21 protein-coding genes are annotated in these 24,804 nt (G+C 65.1%); 11 read left to right on the top strand and 10 right to left on the bottom strand.

The genetic code is table 11. The annotated features are described in order from the left end of the window. Positions 1 to 131: 131 nt before the first annotated feature. The 7 genes from AB0O52_RS01355 to AB0O52_RS01325 form a co-directional block, all read right to left on the bottom strand. Positions 132 to 2,654 carry an MMPL family transporter gene (locus AB0O52_RS01355; RefSeq protein WP_364532246.1) on the bottom strand — a complete coding sequence of 841 codons (2,523 nt, stop codon included), beginning with the start codon at positions 2,652 to 2,654 and terminating at the stop codon, positions 132 to 134. A 43-nt stretch (positions 2,655 to 2,697) separates the two neighbouring features. Further along, the gene (locus tag AB0O52_RS01350) at positions 2,698 to 3,366 is read right to left on the bottom strand and encodes a TetR family transcriptional regulator (protein WP_364532243.1); all 669 of its coding nucleotides are present in this window, start codon (positions 3,364 to 3,366) and stop codon (positions 2,698 to 2,700) included. A gap of 37 nt (positions 3,367 to 3,403) precedes the next feature. Further along, positions 3,404 to 3,823, bottom strand: a complete 420-nt coding sequence (locus AB0O52_RS01345) for a YbjQ family protein (protein WP_364532240.1) — start codon at positions 3,821 to 3,823, stop codon at positions 3,404 to 3,406. Between the two features lie 97 nt (positions 3,824 to 3,920). Continuing rightward, complete coding sequence (locus tag AB0O52_RS01340) at positions 3,921 to 5,333, bottom strand: dicarboxylate/amino acid:cation symporter (RefSeq protein ID WP_364532237.1); 1,413 nt, start codon at positions 5,331 to 5,333, stop codon at positions 3,921 to 3,923. Positions 5,334 to 5,617: 284 nt separating this feature from the next. After that, complete coding sequence (locus AB0O52_RS01335; protein WP_364532234.1) at positions 5,618 to 7,303, bottom strand: DUF885 domain-containing protein; 1,686 nt, start codon at positions 7,301 to 7,303, stop codon at positions 5,618 to 5,620. A gap of 73 nt (positions 7,304 to 7,376) precedes the next feature. Next, positions 7,377 to 7,619, bottom strand: coding sequence for an acyl-CoA carboxylase epsilon subunit (locus tag AB0O52_RS01330; protein ID WP_364532231.1), 243 nt, complete (start codon positions 7,617 to 7,619; stop codon positions 7,377 to 7,379). Further along, entirely contained in the window at positions 7,616 to 9,199 is a 1,584-nt protein-coding gene (locus tag AB0O52_RS01325) for an acyl-CoA carboxylase subunit beta (RefSeq protein ID WP_284980961.1), read from the bottom strand. Before AB0O52_RS01325 ends, AB0O52_RS01330 begins: the two co-directional genes overlap by 4 nt. A gap of 210 nt (positions 9,200 to 9,409) precedes the next feature. Here AB0O52_RS01325 and AB0O52_RS01320 point away from each other — a divergent pair, with 210 nt between their 5' ends. From AB0O52_RS01320 to AB0O52_RS01285, 8 genes are all read left to right on the top strand, one after another. Continuing rightward, entirely contained in the window at positions 9,410 to 10,309 is a 900-nt protein-coding gene (locus tag AB0O52_RS01320) for an NAD(P)-dependent oxidoreductase (protein ID WP_364532228.1), read from the top strand. 47 nt (positions 10,310 to 10,356) lie between these two features. Continuing rightward, entirely contained in the window at positions 10,357 to 11,274 is a 918-nt protein-coding gene (locus AB0O52_RS01315) for a biotin--[acetyl-CoA-carboxylase] ligase (protein ID WP_364532225.1), read from the top strand. Further along, positions 11,267 to 11,902, top strand: coding sequence for a PH domain-containing protein (locus AB0O52_RS01310; protein WP_364532222.1), 636 nt, complete (start codon positions 11,267 to 11,269; stop codon positions 11,900 to 11,902). Before AB0O52_RS01315 ends, AB0O52_RS01310 begins: the two co-directional genes overlap by 8 nt. After that, entirely contained in the window at positions 11,892 to 13,073 is a 1,182-nt protein-coding gene (locus AB0O52_RS01305) for an adenylate/guanylate cyclase domain-containing protein (protein ID WP_364532219.1), read from the top strand. Before AB0O52_RS01310 ends, AB0O52_RS01305 begins: the two co-directional genes overlap by 11 nt. Beyond that, positions 13,073 to 13,831: a protein phosphatase 2C domain-containing protein gene (locus tag AB0O52_RS01300; protein ID WP_364532217.1), complete on the top strand. Its 759-nt coding sequence runs from the start codon at positions 13,073 to 13,075 to the stop codon at positions 13,829 to 13,831. Before AB0O52_RS01305 ends, AB0O52_RS01300 begins: the two co-directional genes overlap by 1 nt. Before the next feature lie 143 nt (positions 13,832 to 13,974). Beyond that, a complete protein-coding gene (locus AB0O52_RS01295; protein ID WP_364532214.1) occupies positions 13,975 to 14,622 on the top strand; it encodes a hypothetical protein in 648 nt (215 codons plus the stop codon). A gap of 48 nt (positions 14,623 to 14,670) precedes the next feature. Next, positions 14,671 to 16,950, top strand: coding sequence for an NAD-dependent DNA ligase LigA (ligA, locus tag AB0O52_RS01290; protein WP_364532211.1), 2,280 nt, complete (start codon positions 14,671 to 14,673; stop codon positions 16,948 to 16,950). Next, positions 16,947 to 17,774 (top strand): inositol monophosphatase family protein, encoded by an 828-nt coding sequence (locus AB0O52_RS01285; protein ID WP_364532208.1) that lies wholly within the window; start codon positions 16,947 to 16,949, stop codon positions 17,772 to 17,774. Before ligA ends, AB0O52_RS01285 begins: the two co-directional genes overlap by 4 nt. 91 nt (positions 17,775 to 17,865) lie before the next feature. On the opposite strand, the gene AB0O52_RS01280 is transcribed toward AB0O52_RS01285, so the two are convergent. Further along, positions 17,866 to 19,221 (bottom strand): LLM class flavin-dependent oxidoreductase, encoded by a 1,356-nt coding sequence (locus AB0O52_RS01280; RefSeq protein WP_364532205.1) that lies wholly within the window; start codon positions 19,219 to 19,221, stop codon positions 17,866 to 17,868. 263 nt (positions 19,222 to 19,484) lie between these two features. On the opposite strand from AB0O52_RS01280, the gene AB0O52_RS01275 reads away from it, so the two are divergent. Further along, positions 19,485 to 19,997, top strand: a complete 513-nt coding sequence (locus tag AB0O52_RS01275; protein WP_364532202.1) for a GNAT family N-acetyltransferase — start codon at positions 19,485 to 19,487, stop codon at positions 19,995 to 19,997. A 57-nt stretch (positions 19,998 to 20,054) separates the two neighbouring features. Next, positions 20,055 to 20,435, top strand: coding sequence for a RidA family protein (locus AB0O52_RS01270; protein ID WP_364532199.1), 381 nt, complete (start codon positions 20,055 to 20,057; stop codon positions 20,433 to 20,435). Between the two features lie 59 nt (positions 20,436 to 20,494). Here the strand turns inward: AB0O52_RS01270 and AB0O52_RS01265 are convergent, their stop codons facing one another. Both AB0O52_RS01265 and AB0O52_RS01260 read right to left on the bottom strand, forming a co-directional pair. Further along, positions 20,495 to 21,169 (bottom strand): response regulator, encoded by a 675-nt coding sequence (locus AB0O52_RS01265; RefSeq protein ID WP_364532196.1) that lies wholly within the window; start codon positions 21,167 to 21,169, stop codon positions 20,495 to 20,497. Then, a complete protein-coding gene (locus AB0O52_RS01260) occupies positions 21,166 to 23,022 on the bottom strand; it encodes a sensor histidine kinase (RefSeq protein WP_364532193.1) in 1,857 nt (618 codons plus the stop codon). The genes AB0O52_RS01265 and AB0O52_RS01260 overlap by 4 nt, the downstream gene beginning before the upstream one ends. Before the next feature lie 220 nt (positions 23,023 to 23,242). On the opposite strand from AB0O52_RS01260, the gene AB0O52_RS01255 reads away from it, so the two are divergent. Further along, positions 23,243 to 24,661, top strand: coding sequence for a CitMHS family transporter (locus tag AB0O52_RS01255; protein WP_364532190.1), 1,419 nt, complete (start codon positions 23,243 to 23,245; stop codon positions 24,659 to 24,661). Positions 24,662 to 24,804 lie beyond the last annotated feature (143 nt).

Here is a 24,804-nt window from a genome sequence, read left to right as displayed (position 1 = left end):
GGGGTGGGGGGTGTTGGTGTATGGGGCGTTTTGGGCGGGGGGGGGGGGGGTATGGGCGGGTTGTGGGGGGGGGGGGGGGGTTCCGGCCCCCCCCCCCCACGCCCGCTCAGACCGCTAAGGCGACCAGACGCTCAGTGCACCAGCTCCTTGGCCCCGCCTGCCGCCGTCGTGCGCTGCAATTTAGCGCCCTCGACGTCGACGTCGGGCAGGATCCTGGACAGCCAGCGCGGCAGCCACCAGGCCTTTTCGCCCAACAGGTACATCACGGCCGGAACGATGGTCATCCGCACCACGAACGCATCCACGAGCACGCCGAAGGCCATCGCGAAACCGAGCGGCCGGACCATCGTCAGGTGGCTGAAGATGAACCCGGCAAACACGCTGACCATGATGATGGCGGCGGCCGTGACCACAGCTGAGGCATGGCTGAAGCCGGTTCGGACCGCCTGCTTCGCGTTCTCCCCGTGCATGAACGATTCGCGCATGCCGGAGGTGATGAACACCTGGTAGTCCATGGCGAGGCCAAACAGCACGCCAATCAGGATGATCGGCAGGAAGCTCAGCACGGCTCCGGGATTGGGCACGTCGAACACGGTACCCAGCCAGCCCCACTGGTACACGGCCACCACGGCGCCGAACGCTGCCGCGAGCGAGAGCAGGAAGCCGCCGGTGGCCAGCAACGGAACGACGATCGAGCGGAACACCAGCAGCAGGAGGAGCAGCGAGAGCCCGACGACGATCGCCAAGTATGGCGGCAACGCTGCACCGAGCTTTGCGGAGACATCGATGTTGCCGGCTGTCTGCCCCGTCAATCCAATGGTGGCGCCTATGGCCTGCTGGATTTCGGAACCCTTCGCACGCAGTTCCGAGACCACCTGGACGGTGCTGGCGCTCGCGGGTCCATCCTTGGGGATGACCTGGAAAACGGCCGTGCGGTGATCCGGGCTGAGGGCTACCGGAACGGCTGCCACGACGTTGTCGACGCTGCGCAGCTTGTCGGCCACGTCGAACTGCTTGGCTTTGGCCTGGTCGTCGCTGAGTCCGGACGGGAACGTGCCGACAACCACGATGGGACCGGTCATGCCCTCCCCGAAGCTCTTCCGGGTGAGGTCATAGGCCTTGAACGCTTGCGAGTCGACCGGTTCCGAACCGCCGTCGGGCAAAGCGAGGCGCAGCTGGGAGGCCGGGAGCGCCAGCACCCCGAGAAGCACGACCCCGGCAAGCAGCGAGACCACCGGGTGCCGGGTCACCAGTCCGCCCCACCCGCGGCTGCTCCGCCGTTGGTCCTCTGCGCGGTCCGCCGAGGCGTGCTCCGGCTCCGCGTTGTGGCGCTCCGCCTTGGCCCACGCCCGCTTCGAGATCAGTTTGCGGCCGACCAGTGACAGCACCGCCGGGGTCATTGTGAGGGAGACGACGACGGCGACTGCCACCGTCGCGGCGGCCGACAGGCCCATGACGGCCAGGAACGGGAGTCCCGGAACGACCAATGCGGCAAGCGCGATGACCACAGTGAGGCCTGCGAAGAGAACGGCGTTGCCTGAGGTGCCGGTGGCGAGGGCCACGGATTCTTCCGCGTCCATCCCCGCAAGCAGTTGCCCGCGGTGGCGGTTGACGATGAAGAGCGAGTAATCGATTCCGACGGCGAGGCCCAGCATGAGCGCGAGCATCGGGGAGATGGAGCTCATGTCGATGACGCCGGTGAGGGCAAACGTTCCGCCGACGCCCACGGCCACGCCAATGATGGCCATCAGGAGGGGCAAGCCGGCGGCGACAAGCGTTCCCAGCATCACGATGAGGGCGATGGCCGCCACAGCGATGCCGATGATTTCGGAGACGCCGAACAACTGCGAGACGTCCTCGGTGATTTCCTTGCTGGCCAGGGCCGTGACACCTGCTGAGGAGACGCCATGGACGATGTCCTGGACTTGTTGCCGGACTGCCGGCGTCAGGCCGTTGATGGAGGTCTTGAACTGGACCTGGGCGATCGCCGCTTTGCCGTCTTCGGAGACGAAACGCATTCCTTGGGAAGCTGTCACCTGGCGTTTGGCCAGCGCGAGGGCGGCGGCACCATCAGTTGCTTGCTTCTGGCCGGCATCGAGCTTTTGGCGGCCAGCGAGAAGTTCGGCCTTCTGCGGGGCGAGCTGGGCCTGGATCTGCGCAGGGGGCATGCCCGCAGCGGTCATTTGCTGCTCGGCGCCCTTGAGCTTGGCATCACCTGCATCAAGGATGGCCCGGGCCTTGTCCAACTCGGCCTGCCCGGCGGCCGCCTTCTGTTCCCCGGCAGCAAGATCGGACGGCGCCTTGTCCAACGTGGCTTGGGTCGTGAAGGGGTTGACCGTGGACTGCACATCCGGCAGTTTCTCCAGCCGGGCGAGGGCCGACGCAACGGCGTCCTTGCCGGCCTGGGTGAATCCGGCGTCGCCGGCTTCGAAGACGATCCCTGCTGAACCGCCCGAGGACGCCGGAAGGTCCTTCTTGAGCTTGTCCAGCATCTGCTGGGTCTCGGTTCCGGGGATCTGGAAGTTGTTGGACATGGTGCCGTGGAATGCTGCAGCGGAGCCGCCGACGGCCACAAGCACGGCCAGCCACAGGGAGATCACCAGCCAGCGGTGACGGTAGGAGAACTTGCCAAGGCGGTAGAGCAGGAGTGCCATATCGGAACCGATCTGTCGGTGTGGTTATGCCGAGTGTTGTGGGTCAATCGCGGGCGGAGTGCCGCGCGACGCCGGGACTTCGAGGGGCGGGTGCCGTAAAGCCTGAACCGAGCAGGCCAATTGCGTCGATCAAGTGCTGCCGCAGGCTCGCGAGCGATTCCGGGGAAAGATCCGGGCCGTGTTGTTCGAACCAGACGCTCATGGCTGCCTTGCCGCAGGAAATAATCGACCCGGCCAAGGCCCGTAAATAGAGCTCATCGACATCCGGGCCGAGGCGAAGGCGGGCGGCGTCGATGATCTGCGTGGTGCAGTGGTCCCAGGCTTCGAGTTCGGAACGCACCAAGGCACGGTTGTCGTGGGTCAGGCTGAAGAGTTCGGCCATGGGGGAAACCGTCATGGGGTCTGCCAGCGCCGTGAGGGCGGCCCGGGCGGAATCGAGGATGGGTTCCTCCGATGGGCGCAGGCGGAATTGTTCGAGGGCATGGTCCAGGAAGCCCTCGGTCACGGAGGCCAGGGCGGCTTCGAGGCTCGGGAAGTAATTGAAGAAGGTGCGCCGGGACACGCCGGCCGCTTCCGCGATATCTTCCACGGTGAAATTGCCGGCGCCCCTGCTGCGCAACATGGCAAGGGCAGCGTCCGTGATCGCTTGGCGGGTGGCCAGTTTGTTTTGTTCCCGGCGCGAGGGGACAGTAGCGGTGTCGGAAGTCGTCACCTACTTACACTAAGTGCAACTTTGCACTCAGGGCAAGTTAAGATCGGGTTGAATCTTCTGTGGTGGGCTGCGCGGACTGCCGGGCTGCGGTGCTCGTCAAGTAGATCGACTGGCCTGTTGCGCCGGGCTCGCCTTCGGCCAGGGGGATGGCGAACACTGCGGTCCCGTAGGCGCACACCTCGGTCCAGTTGCCGCCCATCTCGGACGTGTCGAAGCGCATGGCGACGATTGCGTTGGCGCCGCGCTGCTGTGCCTCGTTGACCATGCGGGCCATGACTTCCTGGCGGCTTTCATAGAGCGCCTTGGTCATTTCGGGCAGCTCGCCGCCGCCGAGGGAGCGGAAGCCGGCAATCATTTGGGAGCCGAGATCCCGGGAGCGGACGGTGAGGCCCATGACTTCGCCGAAGACGGCGTCGATCCGGTGGCCCGGAATCTTGTTTGAGGTGACGATCAGCATGGACAGAGCCTATCCAGAATCCACCGTTTTCCACGGTTAAAAGGACGAATCCCCAGGGTGTTCCCCGGGGATTCGTCCGTGCGCCGTTGGGCCGCCGCTAGGCCTTGGCGTCAGCGAGTTCGCGAGTGTTCCCGGACGCCTCCGGAGACTCAGTCTCGGCCGCGAACGCCGTTCCCTTGCGTGGCGCGTTGTAGAGCGATTCGTCCAGGATTCCCTGCCGTTTGGCCACGATGGCCGGAACCAGCGCCTGTCCGGCGACGTTGACGGCCGTGCGGCCCATATCCAGGATGGGGTCGATCGCGAGGAGGAGCCCGACGCCGGCAAGCGGCAGTCCCAGGGTGGACAGGGTCAGAGTGAGCATGACGACCGCGCCCGTGGTGCCTGCCGTTGCCGCCGAACCAAGGACCGAAACCACTACGATCAGCAGGTATTGGCTGAAGTCCAGGTTGATGCCGAAGAACTGGGCAACAAAGATCGCGGCGACGGCCGGGTAGATGGCGGCGCAACCGTCCATCTTGGTGGTGGCGCCGAGCGGCACGGCGAAGGAGGCGTAACCCTGCGGAACGCCGAGGTTGCGTTCGGTGACGCGCTGCGTGAGCGGCAGCGTGCCGATCGAGGACCGCGAGACAAATGCCAGCTGCACCGCAGGCCACACGCCCGAGTAGTACTGCTTGATCGAGAGCCCGTGGGACTTGACCAAGATGGGGTAAACCACGAACAGCACCAAAACCAGGCCCGCGTAGATGGCCACCGTGAACTTGCCGAGCGAACCGATGGTGTCCCAACCGTAGACGGCTACTGCGTTGCCGATCAGGCCGATGGTGCCCAGCGGGGCGATGCGGATGATCCACCAGAGGACCTTCTGGATGACGGCCAGGGCTGAAGCATTGAGGTTGAGGAACGGCTCGGCCTGCTTGCCGACCTTGAGGGCGGCGACGCCGACGGCGATGGCGATCACCAGGATCTGCAGCACGTTGAAGCTGATCGACGTGCTGGCGACGCCATCCGTGACGTTCGTGCTCGCGCCAATGCCGAGGAAGTTCTTGGGGAAGAGGCCGGTGAGGAAGGCCCACCAGTCGCCGGTCTTTCCGGCGTACTCGGCCTTCTTGGTGATGCCGGTGCCGGAGCCCGGTTGCAGGAGCACTCCAAGTCCGATGCCGATCATCACGGCGATGAGCGAGGTGATGGCGAACCAGAGCAAGGTGTTCCACGCCAATTTCGCCGCATTGGACACTTGGCGGAGGTTCGCGATCGAACTCACCACTGCGGTGAAGATCAAGGGCACGACGGCGGTCTGCAACAGTGAGACGTAGCTCGAGCCGATGGTCTGCAGCGTGGCGCCGAGCCCGTTGGGAGCCTTCGTGGTGCTACCGGTGGCTTTGGCCAGGAGGCCTAGGGCCAGGCCGATCACCAACGCCGCGATGATCTGGACGCCGAAGGACGTTGCCCACGTGGGAAGCCGGGACGGAGTCTTTTCGGCGGAAGTCAAAGTGTTGGATGAATTGCTCACCGGAACAAACTAGGCCCCGGCAATACCACCGCGACCCGACGTTGAGAAATGTTACGGTCCCAAATTCACCCAACTACCAGAGAACCCTGCGAATTCGCCGCCAATCCAGCCATTTATGAAGTTATTCCCGGACGGAATGTGGGGAATGTAACAGCCACGATGCGCTTGGCGGCGGGCGCCTTCCGCACCGAGCCCTTGGCGACAGGCATCCGGCAGCGTGCGTCAAAGCGACGAAGGAGCAGCACGCCCAGGATGCGTGTCGCCAAGGGCGGCCAGACTTCGGACTACCCCAGCAGCGCCCGGCGAAGCGTATCCAGGCCGACAGAGCCAATGTTCAGCGCATCCGTGTGGAAAGATTTCAGGTCGAACCCGTCGCGGCGTTCGAGTTCAGCCCGGATTTCTTCCCATAGCCGCTGCCCCACCTTGTACGACGGGGCCTGGCCCGGCCAGCCGAGGTACCGGGTGAATTCGAACTGGAGCTGGCCCGCGCTGATGGGAAGGTTGGCCTTGAGGAATTCGAAGCCCTTGTCCGAGGTCCACGTCCCGCTGCCCCAACGTTCTGGAACTTCCAGCTCGAGGTGGACGCCGATATCGAACACCACGCGGGCGGCACGCATGCGCTGCATGTCCAGCATGCCCATGTGGTCGCCCGGGTCCTTGAGGTAGCCGAGCTCCAGCATGAGCTTTTCGGCGTAGAGGGCCCAGCCTTCGCCGTGTCCGGAGACCCAGCAGACGTTCCGTCGCCAGTTGTTGAGGAGTTCGCGGCGGTAGACGGCAGTGGCCACCTGGAGGTGGTGGCCGGGGACGCCTTCGTGGAACACCGTAGTGGTTTCGGCCCAGGTGGTGAAGGTGTCTTCGCCGGCGGGGACGGACCACCACATGCGGCCGGGCCGGGAGAAGTCGTCGGAGGGACCCGTGTAGTAGATGCCGCCTTCGTCCGTGGGGGCGATGCGGCATTCGAGCGTCTTCATGACGTCCGGGATGTCGAAGTGGACGTCGGCCAGTTCGGCTACCGCGCGGTCTGAGAGTTCCTGCATCCAGGCTTTAAGGGCATCGGTGCCCTTGATTTGCCGCTCGGGATCGTTGTCGAGAATGGCTTTGGCCTCCTCGATGGACGCACCGGGCTTGATTTGCTCGGCCACGCGTTCCTGCTCGGCAATGAGCCTGTCGAGTTCCTGCACACCCCAGGCGTACGTTTCCTCCAGGTCCACGGTTGCTCCGAGGAAGGAGCGTGAGGCCAATGCGTAGCGTTCGCGGCCCACGGCATCCTTTTCCGGTGCATACGGCAGAAGCTCCGCTTCGAGGAAGGCGGCAAGGCGCAAGTACGCGGAACGCGCGACGGCGGCACCGGCGTCGAGCTTTTCCTGCAGTTCCGCCGGCAGCGGTTGGCCGTCGATGGTGGCTTCGGCGGCGAGCTTGGCGAAGAAGCCGTCCTCGGCCGCGTATTTGCTGGTCTGTTCGATGACGATCTTGACTTGGCGGACCGCGGAGACTTTCCCTGCATCCCTGGCCGAGCGAAGGGAAGCGATGTACCCGTCGATCGCTTCCGCCACGTTGGCCGCGCGGCCGGCGATGTGCTCCCAGTGTTCGGCCGTGTCGGTGGGCATGAGGTCGAAGATCGCGCGGATGGTTTGGGCGGGGGACTCGATATTGTTCAGGTCCGCGGCATCCCAGCCGGACTCGTGGATCTCGAGGGCCAGGCCGAGCCGTTCGCGCATCGCGTCCAGGGTGACGACGTCGGAGGCGTCCGCGGGTTCGAGCGCGGCCAGCTCGTCCAGCGTATTGCGTGCCGCCTTGGCGAATGCCTCCGCGCCGGCAGGCGAGAAGTCCTGGTACTCGGTTTCGTGTCCGGGCAGGCCGAGGGTGGTGGCGAGGCTCGGGTTGAGGGCAAGGAGGGTGTCCGTGTAGGCGTCGGCGACCGCGTCGATGGCAGTCTGGAGGCGTGCCGGAGCTGTGTTAGGAGTAGTCACCCCACGAGCCTAACCGGGACAACACTCTTGTGAAAGGGTTGTTGCAGATCTCCCGGAGGCCAAGCGCGGGGAGTCAGCCCCGGCTGCGCTTCCAGGCGCCCGGCCCCGGCGTGGGGTCCATGCGCAGTTGCTGCCGGCGCAGCCAGTGCCGCGTGCTCGGTTTGGGCGTTTCGGCTTCCTGCGGCGAGCCAAGGGAAGCGACGACGGCGGCAAGCGCCGCGAGCTCTTCGGGCGTCGGGTCTCCCTTGACTACCGAAAGCAAGGGCTCGGCCGGCGCCGCGTCCGCAAGGTTGGGAACGTTCTGTTCGAGGCTCACAGGGGGATGTTTCCGTGCTTCTTGGTGGGCAGGCTGGCGCGCTTGTCGCGAAGGGCGCGGAGGCCCTTGATGATCTGGATGCGGGTCTCCGACGGCACGATGACTGCGTCGACGTAGCCAAGCTCGGCTGCCTGGTAGGGGTTGAGGAGTTCTTCCTCGTACTGGCGGATGATCTCGGCACGCTTGCCTTCGACGTCGCCGCCCGCCTCGGCGACGGCGGCAAGGTCGCGGCGGTACAGGATGTTGACGGCACCTTGGGCGCCCATGACGCCGATCTGGGCCGTCGGCCAGGCCAGATTGAGGTCGGCCCCAAGCTTCTTGGAACCCATCACGATGTACGCTCCGCCATAGGCCTTGCGGGTGATGACCGTCAGCTTGGGCACAGTGGCTTCGGCGTAGGCGTAAAGCAGCTTGGCACCGCGGCGGATGATGCCCTGGAATTCCTGGTCCTTGCCGGGCAGGAAGCCGGGGACGTCCACCAAAGTGATGATGGGAACGTTGAAGGCATCGCAGTGGCGGACAAAGCGGGCGGCCTTTTCCGAAGCGGAGATGTCCAGGGTGCCGGCGAACTGCATCGGCTGGTTGGCCACGATCCCGACCGTGTGCCCTTCAACCCGGCCGTAGCCGATGATCACGTTGGGGGCGTAGAGCGACTGCATTTCGAGGAAATGGGCGTCATCCACGATCTGCTCGATGACCTTGCGCATGTCGTAGGGCTGATTGGCGGAGTCCGGGATGAGCGTGTCCAGGGCGAGGTCGTCGTCGTCGAGCTCCAGTTCTTGCTCGTGCTCCAGGACGGGGGCCTCGGACAGGTTGTTGGACGGCAGGAAGTCCAGGAGTTCGCGGACGAACTCGATCGCGTCGGCTTCGTCGCTGGCGAGGTACGTTGCAGTGCCGGTGGTGGCGTTGTGCTGGCGCGCGCCTCCGAGAGTTTCCATGTCCACGTCTTCGCCGGTGACGGTCTTGATGACGTCGGGGCCGGTGATGAACATGTGGGAGGTCTTGTCCACCATCACCACGTAGTCGGTGAGGGCGGGGGAGTAGGCGGCGCCGCCGGCGCACGGGCCCATGATGAGGGAAATCTGGGGGACGACGCCGGAAGAATGGACGTTGTTGCGGAAGATGTCGGCGAACATCGCCAGCGAGGCGACGCCTTCCTGAATGCGCGCGCCGCCGCCGTCGTTGATGCCCACCATCGGGCAGCCGTTGCGGAGGGCGAATTCCTGGACCTTGACGATCTTCTCGCCGTTGACCTGGCTCAAGGAGCCGCCGTAGACGCTGAATTCCTGGCTGTAGACGGCCACGAGGCGGCCGTCAACGGTGCCGTAGCCTGAGACGACGCCGTCGCCGAGGGGCTTCTTCTTCTCCATGCCGAACGCGGTGGAGCGGTGGACGGCCAAGGCGTCGAACTCCACGAAGGAGTCTTCGTCGAGGAGCATGTCGATGCGCTCGCGGGCGGTGTTCTTGCCGCGGGCATGCTGCTTCTCGATCGCTTCGGGGCCGGAAGGTTGTTCTGCACGGGCCTGGCGGTCGCGGAAGTCGGCAATCTTTCCCGCTGTCGTTGTCAGATCGTGGCTCATCAATGTCTCCGGCTCTGTAGCTGATTTATGCTGGCACTGCTTCGTTAGGCATGCGCTCTTAAGTAGCATCCGTACAAAGTGCGGGCCCTGTTGGCTAGTCTAATGACGCAAAAGCCGCAGACCGCTGTAGAAACCCTACAATTTTCCGACTTCAAGTCGGGCATTGAATAATGTTACTCGTCAGTAACATGGTTGGGCTACAGTGTCCTCATGACCTCAAGCAACGACGCTTCTGCAAGCCCTGCCCTTCCCTACCAGGCGCGTGGATCACTGAAGGGCCGTACGATCCTCATGTCCGGCGGCAGCCGCGGCATCGGCCTGGCAATCGCCACCCGCGCGGCCCGCGACGGCGCCAACATCGTCATCATGGCCAAGACCGGAGAACCCCACCCCAAGCTGGAAGGAACGGTCTTCACAGCTGCCGAGCAGCTGGAAGCAGCCGGTGGCCAGGCGCTGCCGCTTGTGGGAGATGTCCGCAACGACGGCGACGTCGCCGCCGCGGTTGCCGCCGCCGTCGAACGCTTTGGCGGAATCGACGTCGTAATCAACAACGCCTCGGCGATAGATCTCTCCCGCACCGACGCAATTGACATGAAACGCTATGACCTCATGCAGGACATCAACGTCCGCGGCACCTTCCTGCTGTCCAAGCTCGCGCTTCCGGCCCTGCGGAACTCGAACAACGCGCACATCCTGACTCTTTCCCCGCCGCTGAACCTTGACCCGAAGTGGGCCGGCATGCATTTGGCCTACACCATGGCCAAGTACGGCATGAGCCTCACCACGCTGGGCCTGGCCGAAGAACTCAAGAACGACGGCGTGTCGGTGAACTCGCTGTGGCCCTGCACGCTGATCGACACTGCTGCCATCCGAAATATGCCCGGAGGGGCACAGATCGTCCAGGCCGCCCGGGGCCCGGAAATCATGGCCGATGCGGCCCACGCTGTCCTGACCGGGTCAATCCGGACCGCAGACTCGGGCGGTTCGGCAAGTAAGACAGGCAACTTCTACACGGACGAACAGGTGCTGCGGGCTGCGGGTGTTTCGGACTTCAGGCCCTACAGCCTGGGTGCCCCGGAGGAGAAGCTGATGCCGGATATCTTCCTCTAAGCGGACAACTTCTTCCGGGACCAGCCTGGCTGGATAGGATTCTGTTTATGGATGTCGAACAGCCTGCCAGCAGCGAACCGCGTGCCCCGCGCTCGGGCCTGGACCGTGATGCCCTGCTTCATCCCGACTTCCTGGCGGCCGCCGGTATTTCACAATTGAAGATCGTGGAGACCACCGGCTCCACGAACGCTGATCTGCTGCGCGCCGTCACCACCGAGCCCAAGGAATGGTCCGACCTCGCAGTCCTCACCGCCGAGCACCAGACGGCGGGTCGGGGCCGGCTCGACCGTCAGTGGGAATCTCCCGCGCGTTCGGCGATTTCCGTTTCGATCGTCCTGCGTCCCGTCAATTCCCAAGGCCTGCCGGTCCCGACCCAGAGCTACTCCTGGCTGTCCCTCCTCGGCGCGCTGGCCTTGCGCGAGACCCTCTTGGAAACTGCCGGCCTTCCTGCCGAGATCAAGTGGCCCAACGATGTCCTCGTCCGAGGCCGGAAGATTGCCGGCATCCTGGCCCAGATGGGGCAGTTGGGACAGGTGAGTGACGGATCGGTTCCTGCAGTGATCCTGGGCACCGGCCTCAACGTGACGCTCGCCGAGGATGAACTGCCTGTCCCCACTGCGACCTCCCTCCTGCTTGAAGGTGCCACCACCACGGACCGCACTCTGCTTCTGCAGAACTATTTGTCCCGCTTCGCGGCGCTCTACCGCAGTTTCTGCAATGCCGACGGCGACCCTGCAGCGGGATTGGCCGGGGGCCCATCCCTGCACAAGCGGGTGGAAGCCGCCATGGTCACCTTGGGACGCGAAGTGAAGGCCCATCTGCCCGGCGACCACGAATTGGTAGGGCACGCGTCCAGGTTGGATGAATATGGTTCCCTCTTGGTGGTGGACCATGGCGGCCGCGAGCACGTCGTGACCGCCGGCGACGTCGTCCACCTGAGGGCTACCGAAAGCGGTTATGCGTAAAGAGCTCCTGCGTGGGGAGCAAGTCATCGTGATCACGCGGCGGCAGCCCAGGATGCTCTTTGGTCCCGTTCTGGCATTCATCCTGGTCCCCGCTGCGGCCGCGTTCGCCTGTGCATGGATAGTCAAGGGCGGGCCGGGCAAGTTGCTTCCGGTCATCACGAGCGACTGGACCCAATGGTTGGTGGCCGCGTGCCTGGCGATAGTGGCGATTGTGCTGCTCGGCTACAGCCTGCCGCGATTCATCCGCTGGCGAGGCATACGGTACATCCTGACAAGCGGCCGGATAGTTGCCCGTTTCGGAATGCTTCGCCGGGGCGACTGGCAGGTTCCGCTGGCTGCGGTGCGCAGCGTGGGGATCGAACAATCGCTCCTCCAACGGATATTGCGCTCCGGGAATATATCCTTGGATACCGGGCACCCCGGCGCGGCCGTCCTCGCCGACGTCCCGGAGGTCGGCAGGTTTCGAAGTTTCATCTTGGATGCCATGGCCGAGGTTCCGACGAATGTCAGGTTCGGCCCCGGCGACGTGCCGGAGACCGGCGATTTTGACAGTTTTGCCGGACCAGGTGACTACCCTGGTGCCGCGTTGCCCTGGGATATGAGAGAAGGTGGAAGAGATGAGCGTTGACGAGCAGGAGCCCGAGTACATGGACCACGAGCCCGACGCCGTGCCCGAACCTTCCGTGGACCCCGAACCTTCCGTGGACCAGGCGCCAACGGGGGTCCTCCCCGTCGTGTCCCCGCCGACCGGTGCCCTGTCGGCAGAACGGCTTGCCATCAAGGCTTTGGAAACAAGGCTGCTGGGCGGCGAACGCAAACTCCGGCGACGCGAAGTGGCGGCGGGCGCAGGCGTCTCGCTGCTGTCGGCCCGCAAATTATGGCGAGCGCTGGGTTTCCCCAACTTCGGCGACCAGGACGTGGCATTCACAGAGCGCGACCTCGCCGCGCTTTCCACCATCCTTGACCTTGTCCGCGCAGGAAAGCTCACCGAGGAAGCTGCCATTTCCGTGACGCGCGCCATCGGGCAGATGACCGACCGCATGGTGGTGTGGCAAGTCGAGGCACTCATTGAAGACATGGTGGTGCAGCAAGGCATTCCCGACGCGGTTGCCCGCAAACAGTTGGTCAACGAACTGCCCAACCTCGTGGATGCCATGGAAGAGATCCTGCTGTACTCGTGGCGCCGCCAGATGAACGCCGGCGTGCAGCGCCTGGCCGTCCGTGCCGAAGCGGGCTTGCAGGCCAGCGAGGCCGGCCGCGAAGGCGACGAAGACGATGCCCCGTTGCCCTTGGCACGAGCCGTGGGCTTTGCCGACCTTGTCTCCTACACGAGCCTGTCACGCCGCATGAACGAGAAGACTCTGGCCCAGCTGGTCCAGCGCTTCGAGAACAAATGCGCGGAGATCATCTCCATCGGCGGTGGACGCCTCGTCAAGACCGTCGGCGACGAAGTCCTCTACATCGCCGAGACGCCGGCAGCCGGCGCTGAGATCTCCCTGGCACTCGCCCAGGCCTTTACGGAAGACGAAATCCTGCCGGAAGCCCGCGTGGCCATGGTCTGGGGGCGCATCCTTTCCCGTCTCGGCGATATCTACGGCCCCACCGTCAACCTTGCGGCCCGACTCACGGCCTTGGCTGAACCCGGCACGGTCCTCGTGGACGAGATGACGGCGGCAGCGCTCGGCCAGGACGATCGCTTCGTCCTGGTTCCGCAGGCCGCCGAGAACGTTCGTGGCTTCGGGGAAATCCTTCCTGTCCGGCTTGCCCGCGGCCTTGGCAAAGGACTGGTTCTCGATTGATGAGTTCACCCTCCGCATCGACCGCCCCTGAGCCGGGATTCACGTTGAGCTATGGCTACGGGACGGACCGCGGACTCAGCCGGGAACTCAACGAAGATTCGTTCATTGCGGAGGATCCGGTCTTCGCAGTGGCCGACGGCATGGGCGGGCATGAGGCAGGCGAGATTGCCAGCGCCTTGTGCGTGCGTACTCTCGGCAGCCTGCCGCAACTGGCGTCGGGAGTCCGCTCGGCAACCGCTGTTGCCATGCAAGAGTGCATCTTCGCGGCCGACTTCCAGATCCGGAATGCCACAGGTGGCCGCGCCGGAACCACACTCACCGGCGTCGTCGTCGCTGAGCACATGGGCGTCCCGTATTGGCTGGTCATGAACATCGGCGATTCGCGGACGTATTGCTTGAGCGGGGGCGATTTCAGGCAGATCACCGTGGACCATTCGGAAGTCCAGGAACTCGTGGAGGCCGGAAGCATCACGCGTGACGAGGCCATGGTGCATCCGCGCCGCCATGTGGTGACCCGCGCGCTTGGAACCGGCGGCGCAAACGAGCCGGACTTCTGGTTGCTGCCCATCCAGGATGGGGACCGGATGCTGATCTGCTCGGACGGACTCACGGGGGAGCTGAGCGACGAGCACATGTTCCGGATCCTGAGCACGGTGGAAAAGCCCCAGGACGCGGTGGACGCCCTCATCCAGGAGGCGTTGCTGAGCGGCGGGCGGGACAACGTCACCGCGATCGTGGTGGATGCCAGTATCGGGTAGTACGACGGCGAATGGGCCGGCGCACGCTCCTGCCGATGGCGCTTTTGGAGGGGGGGATTTGCGACACGCCCGGACTATGTAGGAAGATTCCGGTCAATACCACCCCAACTCCGGGCGGCCCGTGCCGTCCTGCAGAGGTAAACATGACCCAACGCTCCTCCGCGCGCTCTGGCGGCGCGAACCGTGCCGCTGTGCGACGCCCGTTCTCCGTTGCCCTCGCGGGCATTGCCATGGCTGTGGTGATGTGCGCTTTCCCGTTGCTTTCGGCCCACGCCGAGACCGTCATGGCTCCCGGCCAGGGACAAGTTTCGCCCACCTCGCCGGCCCCGGCCCCGGCCCCGGCCCCGGCACCAACCGAGCCCACGCCGACACAGCCGAAAGTCGTGGAACCCGCTCCCTCCAAGCCGCCGGTCGTCGTGCCGGTTCAACCCGCCCCGGTGGCACCCGCGCCCGCCGCGCCAGCCGCGCCGGCCGCGCCCGCCCAGGGCCCCGTGACTCAGGTGACGGTGGAACCGGAACCCGGCGTGGCGCCGTCGGAGGCTCCGGTGGCCTCCAGCCAGGCGACCCCGTCGGACAGCCCGACGACGAGCAGCGCCTCGCCGTCGGCGTCGTCCAATTGGAATACCCCCATCCAAGACGGGCTCAAGGCCACCCAGGCTGCCTCGGTGAGCGATGCCAAAGGGCCGGGTTCGGATATGTTCGCCGTGATCGCCATCATGGGCGGCGTGCTTTTGGTCGCGGCCGGCGGCATTGCCTTCGCTTTGTGGAGCCGCCACCACTTTACGCACTGATTCCTGCTCGTCTCTTCTTCCCGTCCGGGGCCCTATTTTGTCGCGGCTTTGCGGCAAGATAGGTACGTGAGCACAGCAGAGAGCGAAACCGCAGTTCCAACGGAAGCCGTACGGGAAGAGTACGAAAACCTCGCAGACCTCGTCCGCAAGTACCGCTACGCGTACTACCAGGAGGATGCGCCGACGGTTTCGGACGCCGAGTTCGATTCCCTCTACCGCCGCCTTGAGGAGCTCGAGGCCCTGCATCCGGAGCTCGTGTCCAACGATTCGCCCACGCAGGAAGTGGGCGGAGAGGTGTCGGCCGCTTTCGCCGCCGTCGAGCACCTTCAGAGGATGTACAGCCTGGAGGATGTCTTCACGCTGGACGAGTTGGAAGCGTGGGTCCGCAAGGCCGAGGCTTCGGTCGAAAGACTGGGCACAGCGGCTTCCCGCATTGCGTGGCTGACGGAGCTTAAGATCGACGGCCTGGCGGTGAACCTGCTCTATCGCGACGGCAAGCTGGTCCGTGCCGCCACGCGCGGAGACGGCACCACGGGCGAGGACATCACCCACAACGTGCTCACCATCAAGGAGATCCCGCGCCAGCTCAGCGGCAGCGGATATCCGTCCGAGGTGGAAATCAGGGGCGAAGTCTTTATTCCGTCCAAGGCTTTCGCCGAATTCAACGAAGCGCTGATCGAGGCCGGCAAGGCGCCGTTGGCCAACCCCCGCAACGCCGCGGCCGGTTCCCTGCGCCAGAAGGACCCGGCGGAAACGGCCAAACGTCCATTGCGGATGTTCGTCCACGGCATCGGGGCGCGCGAAGGCCTGGATGCCACCAGCCAGTCCGAAACGTACAAGCTCCTGGAAGAATGGGGCTTGCCGGTCAGCCCGTACCTGAAGGTCCTGCATTCCTTCGAGGAGGTCCTGGACTTCATCAAGCACTTCGGTGAGCACCGGCACGACCTCCTGCACGAGATCGACGGCATCGTGGTCAAAATCGACGACTTCGCCACACAGCGCGCCCTCGGCTACACCTCGCGGGTTCCTCGTTGGGCCGTTGCCTACAAGTACCCGCCGGAAGAAGTCCACACCAAACTGCTGGACATCCAGGTCAACGTTGGCCGCACCGGCCGCGTCACCCCGTACGGCGTGATGGAACCGGTCAAGGTGGCCGGATCCACCGTGGAGATGGCCACCCTGCACAACCAGGATGTGGTCAAAGCCAAAGGCGTCATGATCGGGGACATCGTGGTGCTGCGGAAGGCCGGCGATGTCATTCCCGAGATCGTTGGGCCGGTATTGGCGCTGCGTGATCAACAGGATCCTCCCGTGCGTGAGTTCGTGATGCCCACGGAATGCCCGTCCTGCCACACGCCGCTGGCTCCGGCGAAGGAAGGCGACGTAGATATCCGCTGTCCCAACGCGAAGTCGTGCCCGTCCCAACTGCGCGAGCGTGTCTTCCACGTCGCGAGCAGGGGAGCCTTCGACATTGAAGCTTTAGGGTGGGAAGCAGCCATCGCCCTCACCCAGCCCGCCGAACCGGAAATTCCGCCACTGCGCAGCGAGGCGGCGTTGTTCAGCCTCAAGCCGGAAGATCTCGCCGACGTCCGCATCCGCCGTGAGAAGCGCTCCAAAGGCGTGGGGACGGGAACGTTCGAACTGGTGCCCTACTTCTATTCCAAGGCCACGGCCAAGACTCCTTCAAAACCCACGGCCACCACGGAGAAACTGTTCAAGGAACTCGAGAAAGCCAAGACGCAACCCCTCTGGCGCGTCCTTGTCGCCCTGTCCATCCGGCACGTCGGCCCCACTGCTTCCAGGGCGCTGGCTACGGCCCTGGGGAGCATGGACGCCATCCGGGCCGCCTCGGAGGAGGAACTGGCCAACGTTGACGGGGTGGGACCGACCATCGCGGCGGCACTGAAGGAATGGTTTGCCGTCGACTGGCACCAGGAAATCGTTGATAGCTGGGCCGCCGCCGGGGTGCGCATGGTTGACGAACGCGACGCCGGCGTCGAGCGGAACCTGGAAGGCCTCACCATCGTGGTGACGGGTTCCTTGCCAACGCTTAGCCGCGACGAAGCCAAGGAAGCCATCATCATCCGGGGCGGCAAGGCAGCCGGCTCGGTTTCCAAGAACACCAGTTACGTCGTAGCCGGAGAGAACGCAGGCTCCAAGCTGGACAAGGCTGAGCAGCTCGGCATCCGGGTGCTGGACGAGGACGGCTTCAAGGCATTGCTCGACGGCGTCCTGGAACCAGCCGGCGGCATCGCTCCGGATGATGAAGACGCCGCTGTTGCCATGGCGGAAATGGAAGCCTCATCGGACACGGACGCCGCCGAATGACGGCCGATGTCTTGGAGCTTCTCGCCGTCGCCCGCACGGCGGCGGCGGCAGGAGCGGAGGTGCTCGCAGCCAGGCCTGCCGGCCCCGACTCGGCGGGGAACCTCGGCGTCGTGAACAAGGGCGACGCCGGCGACTGGGTGACGGCCTTCGACGTCGCGGCGGAGAACGCTGTGCGGGGCGCCATCACGGCAGCCCGCCCGCACGACACCATCACGGGCGAAGAACACGGCACCACCCGGCCCGAGCAGCCCAGTGGCTATCGATGGTCCATCGATCCGCTGGACGGCACCACCAACTTCATCCGTAATATCGTCTACTACGCCACGTCCGTGGCCGTTGCGGATGCCGACGGCGTCTGGCTGGCCGGCGTCGTCAACGCCCCCGCGCTGGGACGCATCTACTCAGCGGCACGCGGCCACGGAGCGTGGCTTGAAGAAAACGGGCAGCGCACCCAGCTGAGCGGACCGCTTTTGGGCCGCACCGGGCTGATCGTTGCCTCCGGGTTCAGCTACGATCCCGCCACGAGGGCCGAGCAGTTCGCTGGGCTCGGGAACCTCATGGAAGGCTTTGCCGACCTCCGCCGGTTGGGCTCCGCAGCGTTGGACCTGTGCCTCGTGGCCGACGGAACCTACGACGCCTTCGGAGAGCGCGGGCTCAACGAACACGACTACGCGGCAGGCGCCCTGATCGCCGAGGAAGCCGGATGCTGGGTCCGGCGCCCACGGCTGAGAAGCCCGCTGGACGGCGGCCCCACAGATGCGGACCGTCTGGAAGCGTGGACCTGCGCGGGAACCCTCGAGCTCTCGGGCAAGTTCCCGCTCTAGCCCCCTGGCGGACGCCCGCTCACTTATGTGGTGTTTCCGGCGGACGCCCGCTCACTTGTGTTGGCTTTTTGGGCGACGGGGGTCCGTCCCGTCAGGCGCCGGCATTGGCGAGCGGCCCCGCCGCTGAGAAGCGGTTCGCGGGGCGTTCCAAGCCGTAGTGTCCGCGCGGCGTGTTACCGCTGTACTCACTGCGGAACAGCCCGCGCTGGCGCAGCACCGGCACCACCTGGTCAACAAAGGTCTCGAGACCTGACGGTAGAACGGCCGGCATGATGTTGAAACCGTCGGCCGCGCCGTTTTCGAACCATAGCTGGATCGCATCGGCGACTTGCTCCGGCGTTCCGGCGAAGGTCAGGTGTCCGCGGCCGCCTCCCAGCCTGCCGATCAGTTGCCGTACCGTGAGTTTCTCGCGGCGGGCCAGCTCCACAATGAGGGTATATCGGCTCTTCGCTCCTTCGATCGAGTCCTCGTCCGGGAGATCCGCGGGAAGCTGCCGGTCCAGCGGCAGGTCCTCAGGATCCACCCGGAGGGTCCTGGCAAGCTCGGCCCTGGCGTATTCGGGCCGGATGAGCTCGTCCAATTCGCGTTCCAGGTAAAGCGCTTCGGCTTGGGTGGAGGCGATCACGGGGACAATTCCCGGCAGGATCTTGAGGCTCTCAGCTGCCCGGCCGAGTGCAGCGCTCCGAGCCTTGAGATCAGCGTAGAACGCCTGTGCATCTTCCAGGGTTTGCTGGGCGGTGAACACGGCCTCCGCATACCTCGCCGCCAGGCCCTTGCCGTTCTCGGAGGAGCCCGCCTGGACAATCAGGGGATGGCCCTGGGGTGAGCGCGGCACATTGAGCGGCCCTTGGACCCGGAAATGCTTGCCAACGTGATTGATGGGCCGGACCTTGGCGGAGTCTGCCCAGACGCCGCCCTCCTTGTCCGCGAGCACGGCGTCGTCCTCCCAGCTGTCCCAGAGCTTGGCGGCCACCTCCAGGAACTCGGCTGCCCGTTCGTAGCGGGTGGCATGGGCGGGCTGATCGTCTATGCCGAAGTTGCGTGCAGCTTCCGGTCCGGCTGTGGTCACCACGTTCCAGCCGGCCCTCCCACCACTGACGAAGTCCACCGAGGCGAAGCGTCTGGCCAGGTTGAAGGGATCGTTGTACGTGGTGGACGCCGTGGCGATGAGGCCAATCTTTTCGGTCGCAGCCGCAATCGCGGTGAGCAGCACCGTCGGTTCCAGCTTTCCCGCGGGGCGGCGTCCGACGTCGCCGAAGATCACGGGGGAGTCGGCGAAGAAGATCGAGTCGAACGTGCCGCGCTCGGCGATTTGTGCGAGGTTTTGGTAGTGCCGGATGTCGGTGTTGGCGCGCGGGTTGCTTTCCGGCAGCCGCCACGAAGCTTCGTGGTGGCCGGTGCTCATGAGGAAGGCGTTGAGGTGGAGTGTGCGTTGCTGCGGGCTCATGGGGGTTCCTTTCGTTGGGTCCTGGCCGCCAATCAACCACGCGGCACCCGCCCTGCGCCAGCATCGCGAAACCTTCCCGCAACAGCAGGAAACCAGGCTTCACCGTCCGCAACCCGACTCAATCTGGCGCCACGCAAAGCAATGTTTCAGGCGCCGCCGATGCTCGCTTGGTGTGTATGTGAGCCGGCGTTGGGGGTGATAGTTCGGTCACGGAAACGGCGCTTTGGCGCCTCGGCCTCCGTGGACGCGACTACCATGGATCAGTGCATTCGCAGATTACTGTCCGTCCCGCCCTGCCCGAAGACTACGACGCCGTAGCCCGTATCACGATGGCGTCTTACGTGACCGCTGGCTACTACGGCAGCCCGGACCACCCGTACCTGGAGAAGCTGCGCGATGTGGCCGGCCGCGCCCGGTACGCCGACGTTTTCGTCGCCGAGCGCGATGGCCGGGTCATCGGCTCCGTCACGTCAGCCAAGGCCGGAGGCGACTTTTCGGACATAGGCCTTCCGGACGAACTCGAAATGCGCACCTTGGTGGTTGATCCGGAGGTTCAGCGCTCCGGCGCGGGACGAGCCCTCGTTCAGGCTGTAGTCGACCAAGCCCGCTCCATGGATGGCATCAACGCCGTTTCGCTCACCACAGGCGCCACGTGGGAAAGCGCCAATGCCCTCTACGCCAAGACCGGATTCGAGAGGGAGCCCGAACGCGACTGGTTCGTACCCGGGACCGACATAAAGCTGTTCGTTTACCGGCAGGATGTCCGCCAGCCATAAAGTTTCCTCGTAAACCCCGGTCATCGGGCCGGGTGCGGAAACTGAGAAAGGCGCGGCATGCGCAAGACATTCGGCACGGGTTCGGTCTGGGAACAGACCCTTGGATACTCCCGGGCAGTCCAGGTGGACAACACGCTCTTCATTTCGGCCACGGCGGCCAGTGGCCCCGATGGCATTGTGGGCAATGACTTCTACTCGCAGACCAAGTACATCCTCGAAAAGCTCGAAGCGGTCCTGGCTGACGCCGGGTTCTCTTACGAGGACGTCGTGCAGTCCAAGCTCTACCTGACCGACATCAGCAAGTGGGAAGACGCCGGCCGTGCGCACGGCGAAGTCTTCGGCGAGATCCGTCCCACCCTTTCCCTGGTCCACGTCCTGCCGTTTCTCGACCCGGAAATGCTGGTCGAAATCGAACTGGTAGCCCAGAAGAGCGCCTAAGAACGATCAAGGGTTGGGCGCGAGCTGGCAGCAGATGCCCTCAGAAACGGCGGGAAGGGTCATTTGCTGCCAGTTCGCGCGGGAACGCCGTAGCGGTGTTCCGGGCGGCCCGTGGTGCCGTAACGAAGTTGGATCTCGACGGCGCCGTCGTCGGCCAGCGAGGACAGGTACCGTTGCGCCGTGGCGCGCGAGACGCCCACCCGTTCCGCCACTTCCGTGGCCGAGTATTGTTCCCCCGGTGCCAGGGACTCCAGCACTGACGCTTCGGTCGCCGAACGGGGCTTTCCCGACGGCGCCACGTCACCGGCGACGAGCGCCCGCTTGGCCCGTTCGATCGTGTCCTGGTCCACGGCATGCTGCCGGCCGAGGATCCGCCGGTATCTGGCATAGGAACGCAGTTGCTGCGACAGGGATTCAGCTGTGAACGGCTTCAGCAGATACGCCAAAGCTCCGCGGCGCACGGCTGTCCTGATGGACACGGCGTCGGACGCTGCAGTCAGCATCATGGCATCGACATCGAGTTGGCCCAGGAGATCCAGGCCCGAGCCGTCCGGCAGATAAACGTCCAGCAACACGAGGTCCGGCCGAAGGCTGTGCACGGACTGCAGCGCCTGCGCCGTGGATCCCACCGGCGCCAAGGCAAGGAAGCCGGCCACGGAGTCCACGTAGGCGGCATGGAGCTTGGCGACGTGGAAATCGTCATCGACAATCAACACCCTGAAGTCTTTGCTCACTCGTGTCCTTCCGTGGGTTCGGTTGCGGAGCGTTCGGTTGCTGCGGTGGGTTCAGCTCGCGGGGCCCCCTCCGGTGTGCCGGTCACCTTCGGCATCGTGGCCATGAAGACTGCCCCTGGACCGCCCGGCGAGCCCGGTTCCAGGACGCGCACGTCGCCACCGCGACGGCGGGCGAGTTGCCGGACCAGCGCGAGGCCGAGTCCCTGGCCGCCGGCCTTGGCGTTCCCGCCGTCGGCGGCCTCCGCCGTCGTGAATCCTTCCACGAAAACCCTTTCGGACTCGACCTCGCCTAGGCCGTCACCGGAGTCCGCGACGACGATGTGCAGCGTGCCGCCGTCGGGCCCCGGCTCGTCGAGCAGCTCGAGCTCCACCCAGCGTTGCGTCGAAGAGCCGGCGACGGCAGCGTTGACGGCGTTGTCGATCAGGTTGCCGAGCACTGTGGTGACGTCCTGCGGCTCGGTGACGTGCTCCCGCACCAGCGTCTCCGGGCCGATCCGCAACGCCACCCCTCGCTCGTGTGCCTCAACGCTCTTCGCGCCGACGAACGCCTGCAGATAAGGATCTTGGAGGAGCTCGGCTTGCTGCACGGGAAACTTCAGCGGCCCGGTGGCGGAGATCCTGGCGAGATAGTCCTTGGCCTGGCCATGTTGGCCGATGCTCATGAAGCCGGCGATCGTATGGAGCTGGTTCGCGAATTCGTGGCGCTGGGCCCGGAGCGCGGCGGACATGGTGCCCACGGCGTCGAGCTGGCGTGTCAGCTGCTGCAGCTCGGTCCGGTCCCTGAGCATGACCACCCAGCCGAGATCTTCCTTGCGGTGCAGCGCTTTGCGGGCATTGGCAACCAAGACCCGGCCGCCCGCCACGATTTCCACGGCTTCGGCGTCGTGCGCGGAAGGTTGAGTCAGGGCTTTCAGCTGCGCCGGGACGGCGGCGTTGGCCCAGTCGGTGCCGGTCCAATCCGAGCCTGCCCACTCGGTGCCGGCCGTGGCGGGGGAGGGATGTCCCGATTCTTCCGGCATGCCCAGCAGTCGTCGGGCGGCGGCATTGAATACTGTGATGCGCCCGTCGGCGGAAATGCCGATCACGCCGTCGTCCACGCCTTGGAGCACGGCAACCTGGTCATGGACCAAAGTGCTGATTTCTTCGGGTTCGAGGCCCAGGGTCAGGCGTTGCAATCGACGACGTAGGAGGAACGACGCCAAGACGCCTGCAATCAGGGAGCCCGCGGCGGTCAGCGCAATCGGGACGATGTCCTCGGCAAGGCTTTGGCCCAGAGACTCCATGGAGTAGCCGACGCTGATTTCGCCCACCACCGTCGCGGCGGAACCGGGCGTCGCTGCGGAACCGGGCGTCGCTGCGGAACCGGGCGTCGTCGCGGCGGAACCGGGCGCGTACACCGGAACCTTTGCACCCGCGGACGGCCCCAAGGTTCCGGTGTTCCGGGTGGTGACTTCCTTCCCGGAGAGAGCATCCGAGGGGTCGGTGCTGACCCGTTCGCCGAGCCGGGCCCGGTCCGGGTGCGCCAGCCGCAGGCCGGTCTCGTCCGTGACCACCACGAACAAGGCACCGGTGCGGCTCCGGGCAGCCTCGGCGGCGGCTTGGATGGGCCCGGCCGCGAGAACGGCAGCGGGCGGGGTTCCCGATTCTTTGCTGATGGCTTCGACCTGGGAACGGATCACCGGATCCGAGGCCACCGTTCGAGCCAAAGTCAGCGCCTGGTTCTCAGCCTCTGTGCCGATCCGCCCATAGACGAGCCACGCATGGACGGTACCGCTGAGCAGCACTACCAGGAGGACGACGCCGAGCTGGAGGAGCAGGGTCTGCGTCGAGAACCGCAGGGCAAGCCTGGGCATCCTGCCTCCTTCCGATGGGGAACGGCCGGCTGGAGCGGGGCAGCAGCGGCGCTGTACTTCTACCTCTCCATTGAAGCATTGAGCAGAATGAGCAAAATGCTCTCAATCAGCAGTATGTCCATCAAATCCCACAAACGCCCCGCCGTGAGCGTCGCCACTATACGTTCTGTATCGCGCATCACACCGACGTGATGCCGTTCACTGTAGTAAGGAGCCGGCTGTGCTGGTATTGCTTGGATTCGCAATGATTGCGGTGTTCATGGTCCTGATCATGACAAAGAAGTTGACGCCCGTTCTGGCGCTGATCATCGTTCCCACCATCTTCGGTTTGTTTGCCGGCGCCGGCCTCGGCATCGGAAGCATGGTCATGGACTCGATGAAGTCCATGACGTCCACGGCCGCCCTCCTGATGTTCGCGATCGTGTATTTCGGACTGATGATCGACGTCGGCCTGTTTGACCCACTGGTGAAGTTCATCCTCCGCAAGCTGGGCAACGACCCCGCCAAGGTGGTCCTGGGCACGGCCATCCTCGCTGCCGCTGTCTCGCTCGACGGCGACGGCTCCACCACCTTCATCCTCACCACCGCGGCGATGCTGCCCGTCTACCTCCGCTTGAAGATGAGCCCCGTCGTCCTGACCTGCGTTGCCGGCCTGGCCAACGGCACCATGAACATCCTGCCGTGGGGTGGCCCCACAGCCCGCGCCGCCACGGCCCTTAAGGTCGACGTCAACGACGTGTTCGTTCCGATGGTGCCGTCCCTCATTGCGGGCCTCGTCGTCGTGTTCGTGTTCTCCTGGCTCCTGGGCCTGCAGGAACGCAACCGCCTCCGTGCCACGGCCCCCGAGATCTGGGGCGACGTCGCCGACGCCGGTGACGTGTTCGACGGCGGCACGCGCCGCAGCGGTGCCGGCACCGGCGGAGGCCCCGGCGTCGGGCTCCTGGAAAGCACCGAAACCCTCGTGGAGCTCGCCGACACAGGCTTGACCGCCACCGCGCTCGATCCCAACCGCAAGACCCTGCGCCCGAAGCTCTTCTGGTTCAACCTCGGCCTGACCGTCGCCGTCATGGTAATGCTCGTGGCCAACCTTGTGCCGCTGCCCTACGTGTTCATGGTGGGTTCCGCGATTGCCCTCTTGGTGAACTTCCCTAAGGTCAAGGAACAAGGCGCGCAGCTGGTGGCCCACGCACCGTCCATCGTGGCCGTGGTCAGCATGGTCATGGCCGCGGCTGTCCTCACAGGTGTCCTCAACGGCACCGGCATGGTCAAGGAAATGTCCGCGTGGCTGGTCCACATCATCCCCGCCGAAATGGGTCCGTTCATGGCCGTCATCACCGGCCTGCTCAGCATCCCGATGACGTTCTTCATGAGCAACGACGCCTTCTACTTCGGTGTCCTGCCGGTCCTGAGCGAAACCGCCGCGCACTACGGCATCAGCGGCGCGGAAATGGCCCGCGCCTCCATCACCGGCCAGCCCTTCCACCTCCAGAGCCCCCTGGTCCCCGCGATCCTGCTCCTCGTCTCCCTGGCCAAGGTGGAACTGGGAGACCACCACAAGAAGGTCCTGTGGCGCACGGCGGTCATCTCCGTCGTCATGCTCGCAGTAGGCATGCTGACGGGAGCCATCGGCATCGGGTAGCAAAGCGATCACCCGCACCAAGCAACGCGGGGTCACTTACAGCCCATTCCGGACCTCCGGATGGACCGTAAGTGACCCCGCGTTGTTCGTCGTCCAACCAACGTAGACTAGTCCGGAAAACCATTTGAACTTTGCAGGGGAGA

It is taken from the genome of Arthrobacter sp. NPDC080073 (assembly GCF_040686575.1).
Taxonomy (GTDB): Bacteria; Actinomycetota; Actinomycetes; order Actinomycetales; family Micrococcaceae; genus Arthrobacter.
The sequence above is the reverse complement of the archived record's forward strand: the minus strand, read 5'-3'. Positions and strand labels throughout refer to the sequence as shown.

Bases quoted from the DNA above. Each gene is read 5' to 3' on its own strand.
- AB0O52_RS01355 (WP_364532246.1), bottom strand. From the start codon at position 2,654: ATGGCACTCCTGCTCTACCGCCTTGGCAAGTTCTCCTACCGTCACCGC.
- AB0O52_RS01345 (WP_364532240.1), bottom strand. From the start codon at position 3,823: ATGCTGATCGTCACCTCAAACAAGATTCCGGGCCACCGGATCGACGCC.
- AB0O52_RS01325 (WP_284980961.1), bottom strand. From the start codon at position 9,199: ATGAGCCACGATCTGACAACGACAGCGGGAAAGATTGCCGACTTCCGC.
- AB0O52_RS01320 (WP_364532228.1), top strand. From the start codon at position 9,410: ATGACCTCAAGCAACGACGCTTCTGCAAGCCCTGCCCTTCCCTACCAG.
- AB0O52_RS01315 (WP_364532225.1), top strand. From the start codon at position 10,357: ATGGATGTCGAACAGCCTGCCAGCAGCGAACCGCGTGCCCCGCGCTCG.
- AB0O52_RS01310 (WP_364532222.1), top strand. From the start codon at position 11,267: ATGCGTAAAGAGCTCCTGCGTGGGGAGCAAGTCATCGTGATCACGCGG.
- AB0O52_RS01305 (WP_364532219.1), top strand. From the start codon at position 11,892: ATGAGCGTTGACGAGCAGGAGCCCGAGTACATGGACCACGAGCCCGAC.
- AB0O52_RS01300 (WP_364532217.1), top strand. From the start codon at position 13,073: ATGAGTTCACCCTCCGCATCGACCGCCCCTGAGCCGGGATTCACGTTG.
- AB0O52_RS01295 (WP_364532214.1), top strand. From the start codon at position 13,975: ATGACCCAACGCTCCTCCGCGCGCTCTGGCGGCGCGAACCGTGCCGCT.
- AB0O52_RS01285 (WP_364532208.1), top strand. From the start codon at position 16,947: ATGACGGCCGATGTCTTGGAGCTTCTCGCCGTCGCCCGCACGGCGGCG.
- AB0O52_RS01280 (WP_364532205.1), bottom strand. From the start codon at position 19,221: ATGAGCCCGCAGCAACGCACACTCCACCTCAACGCCTTCCTCATGAGC.
- AB0O52_RS01270 (WP_364532199.1), top strand. From the start codon at position 20,055: ATGCGCAAGACATTCGGCACGGGTTCGGTCTGGGAACAGACCCTTGGA.
- AB0O52_RS01260 (WP_364532193.1), bottom strand. From the start codon at position 23,022: ATGCCCAGGCTTGCCCTGCGGTTCTCGACGCAGACCCTGCTCCTCCAG.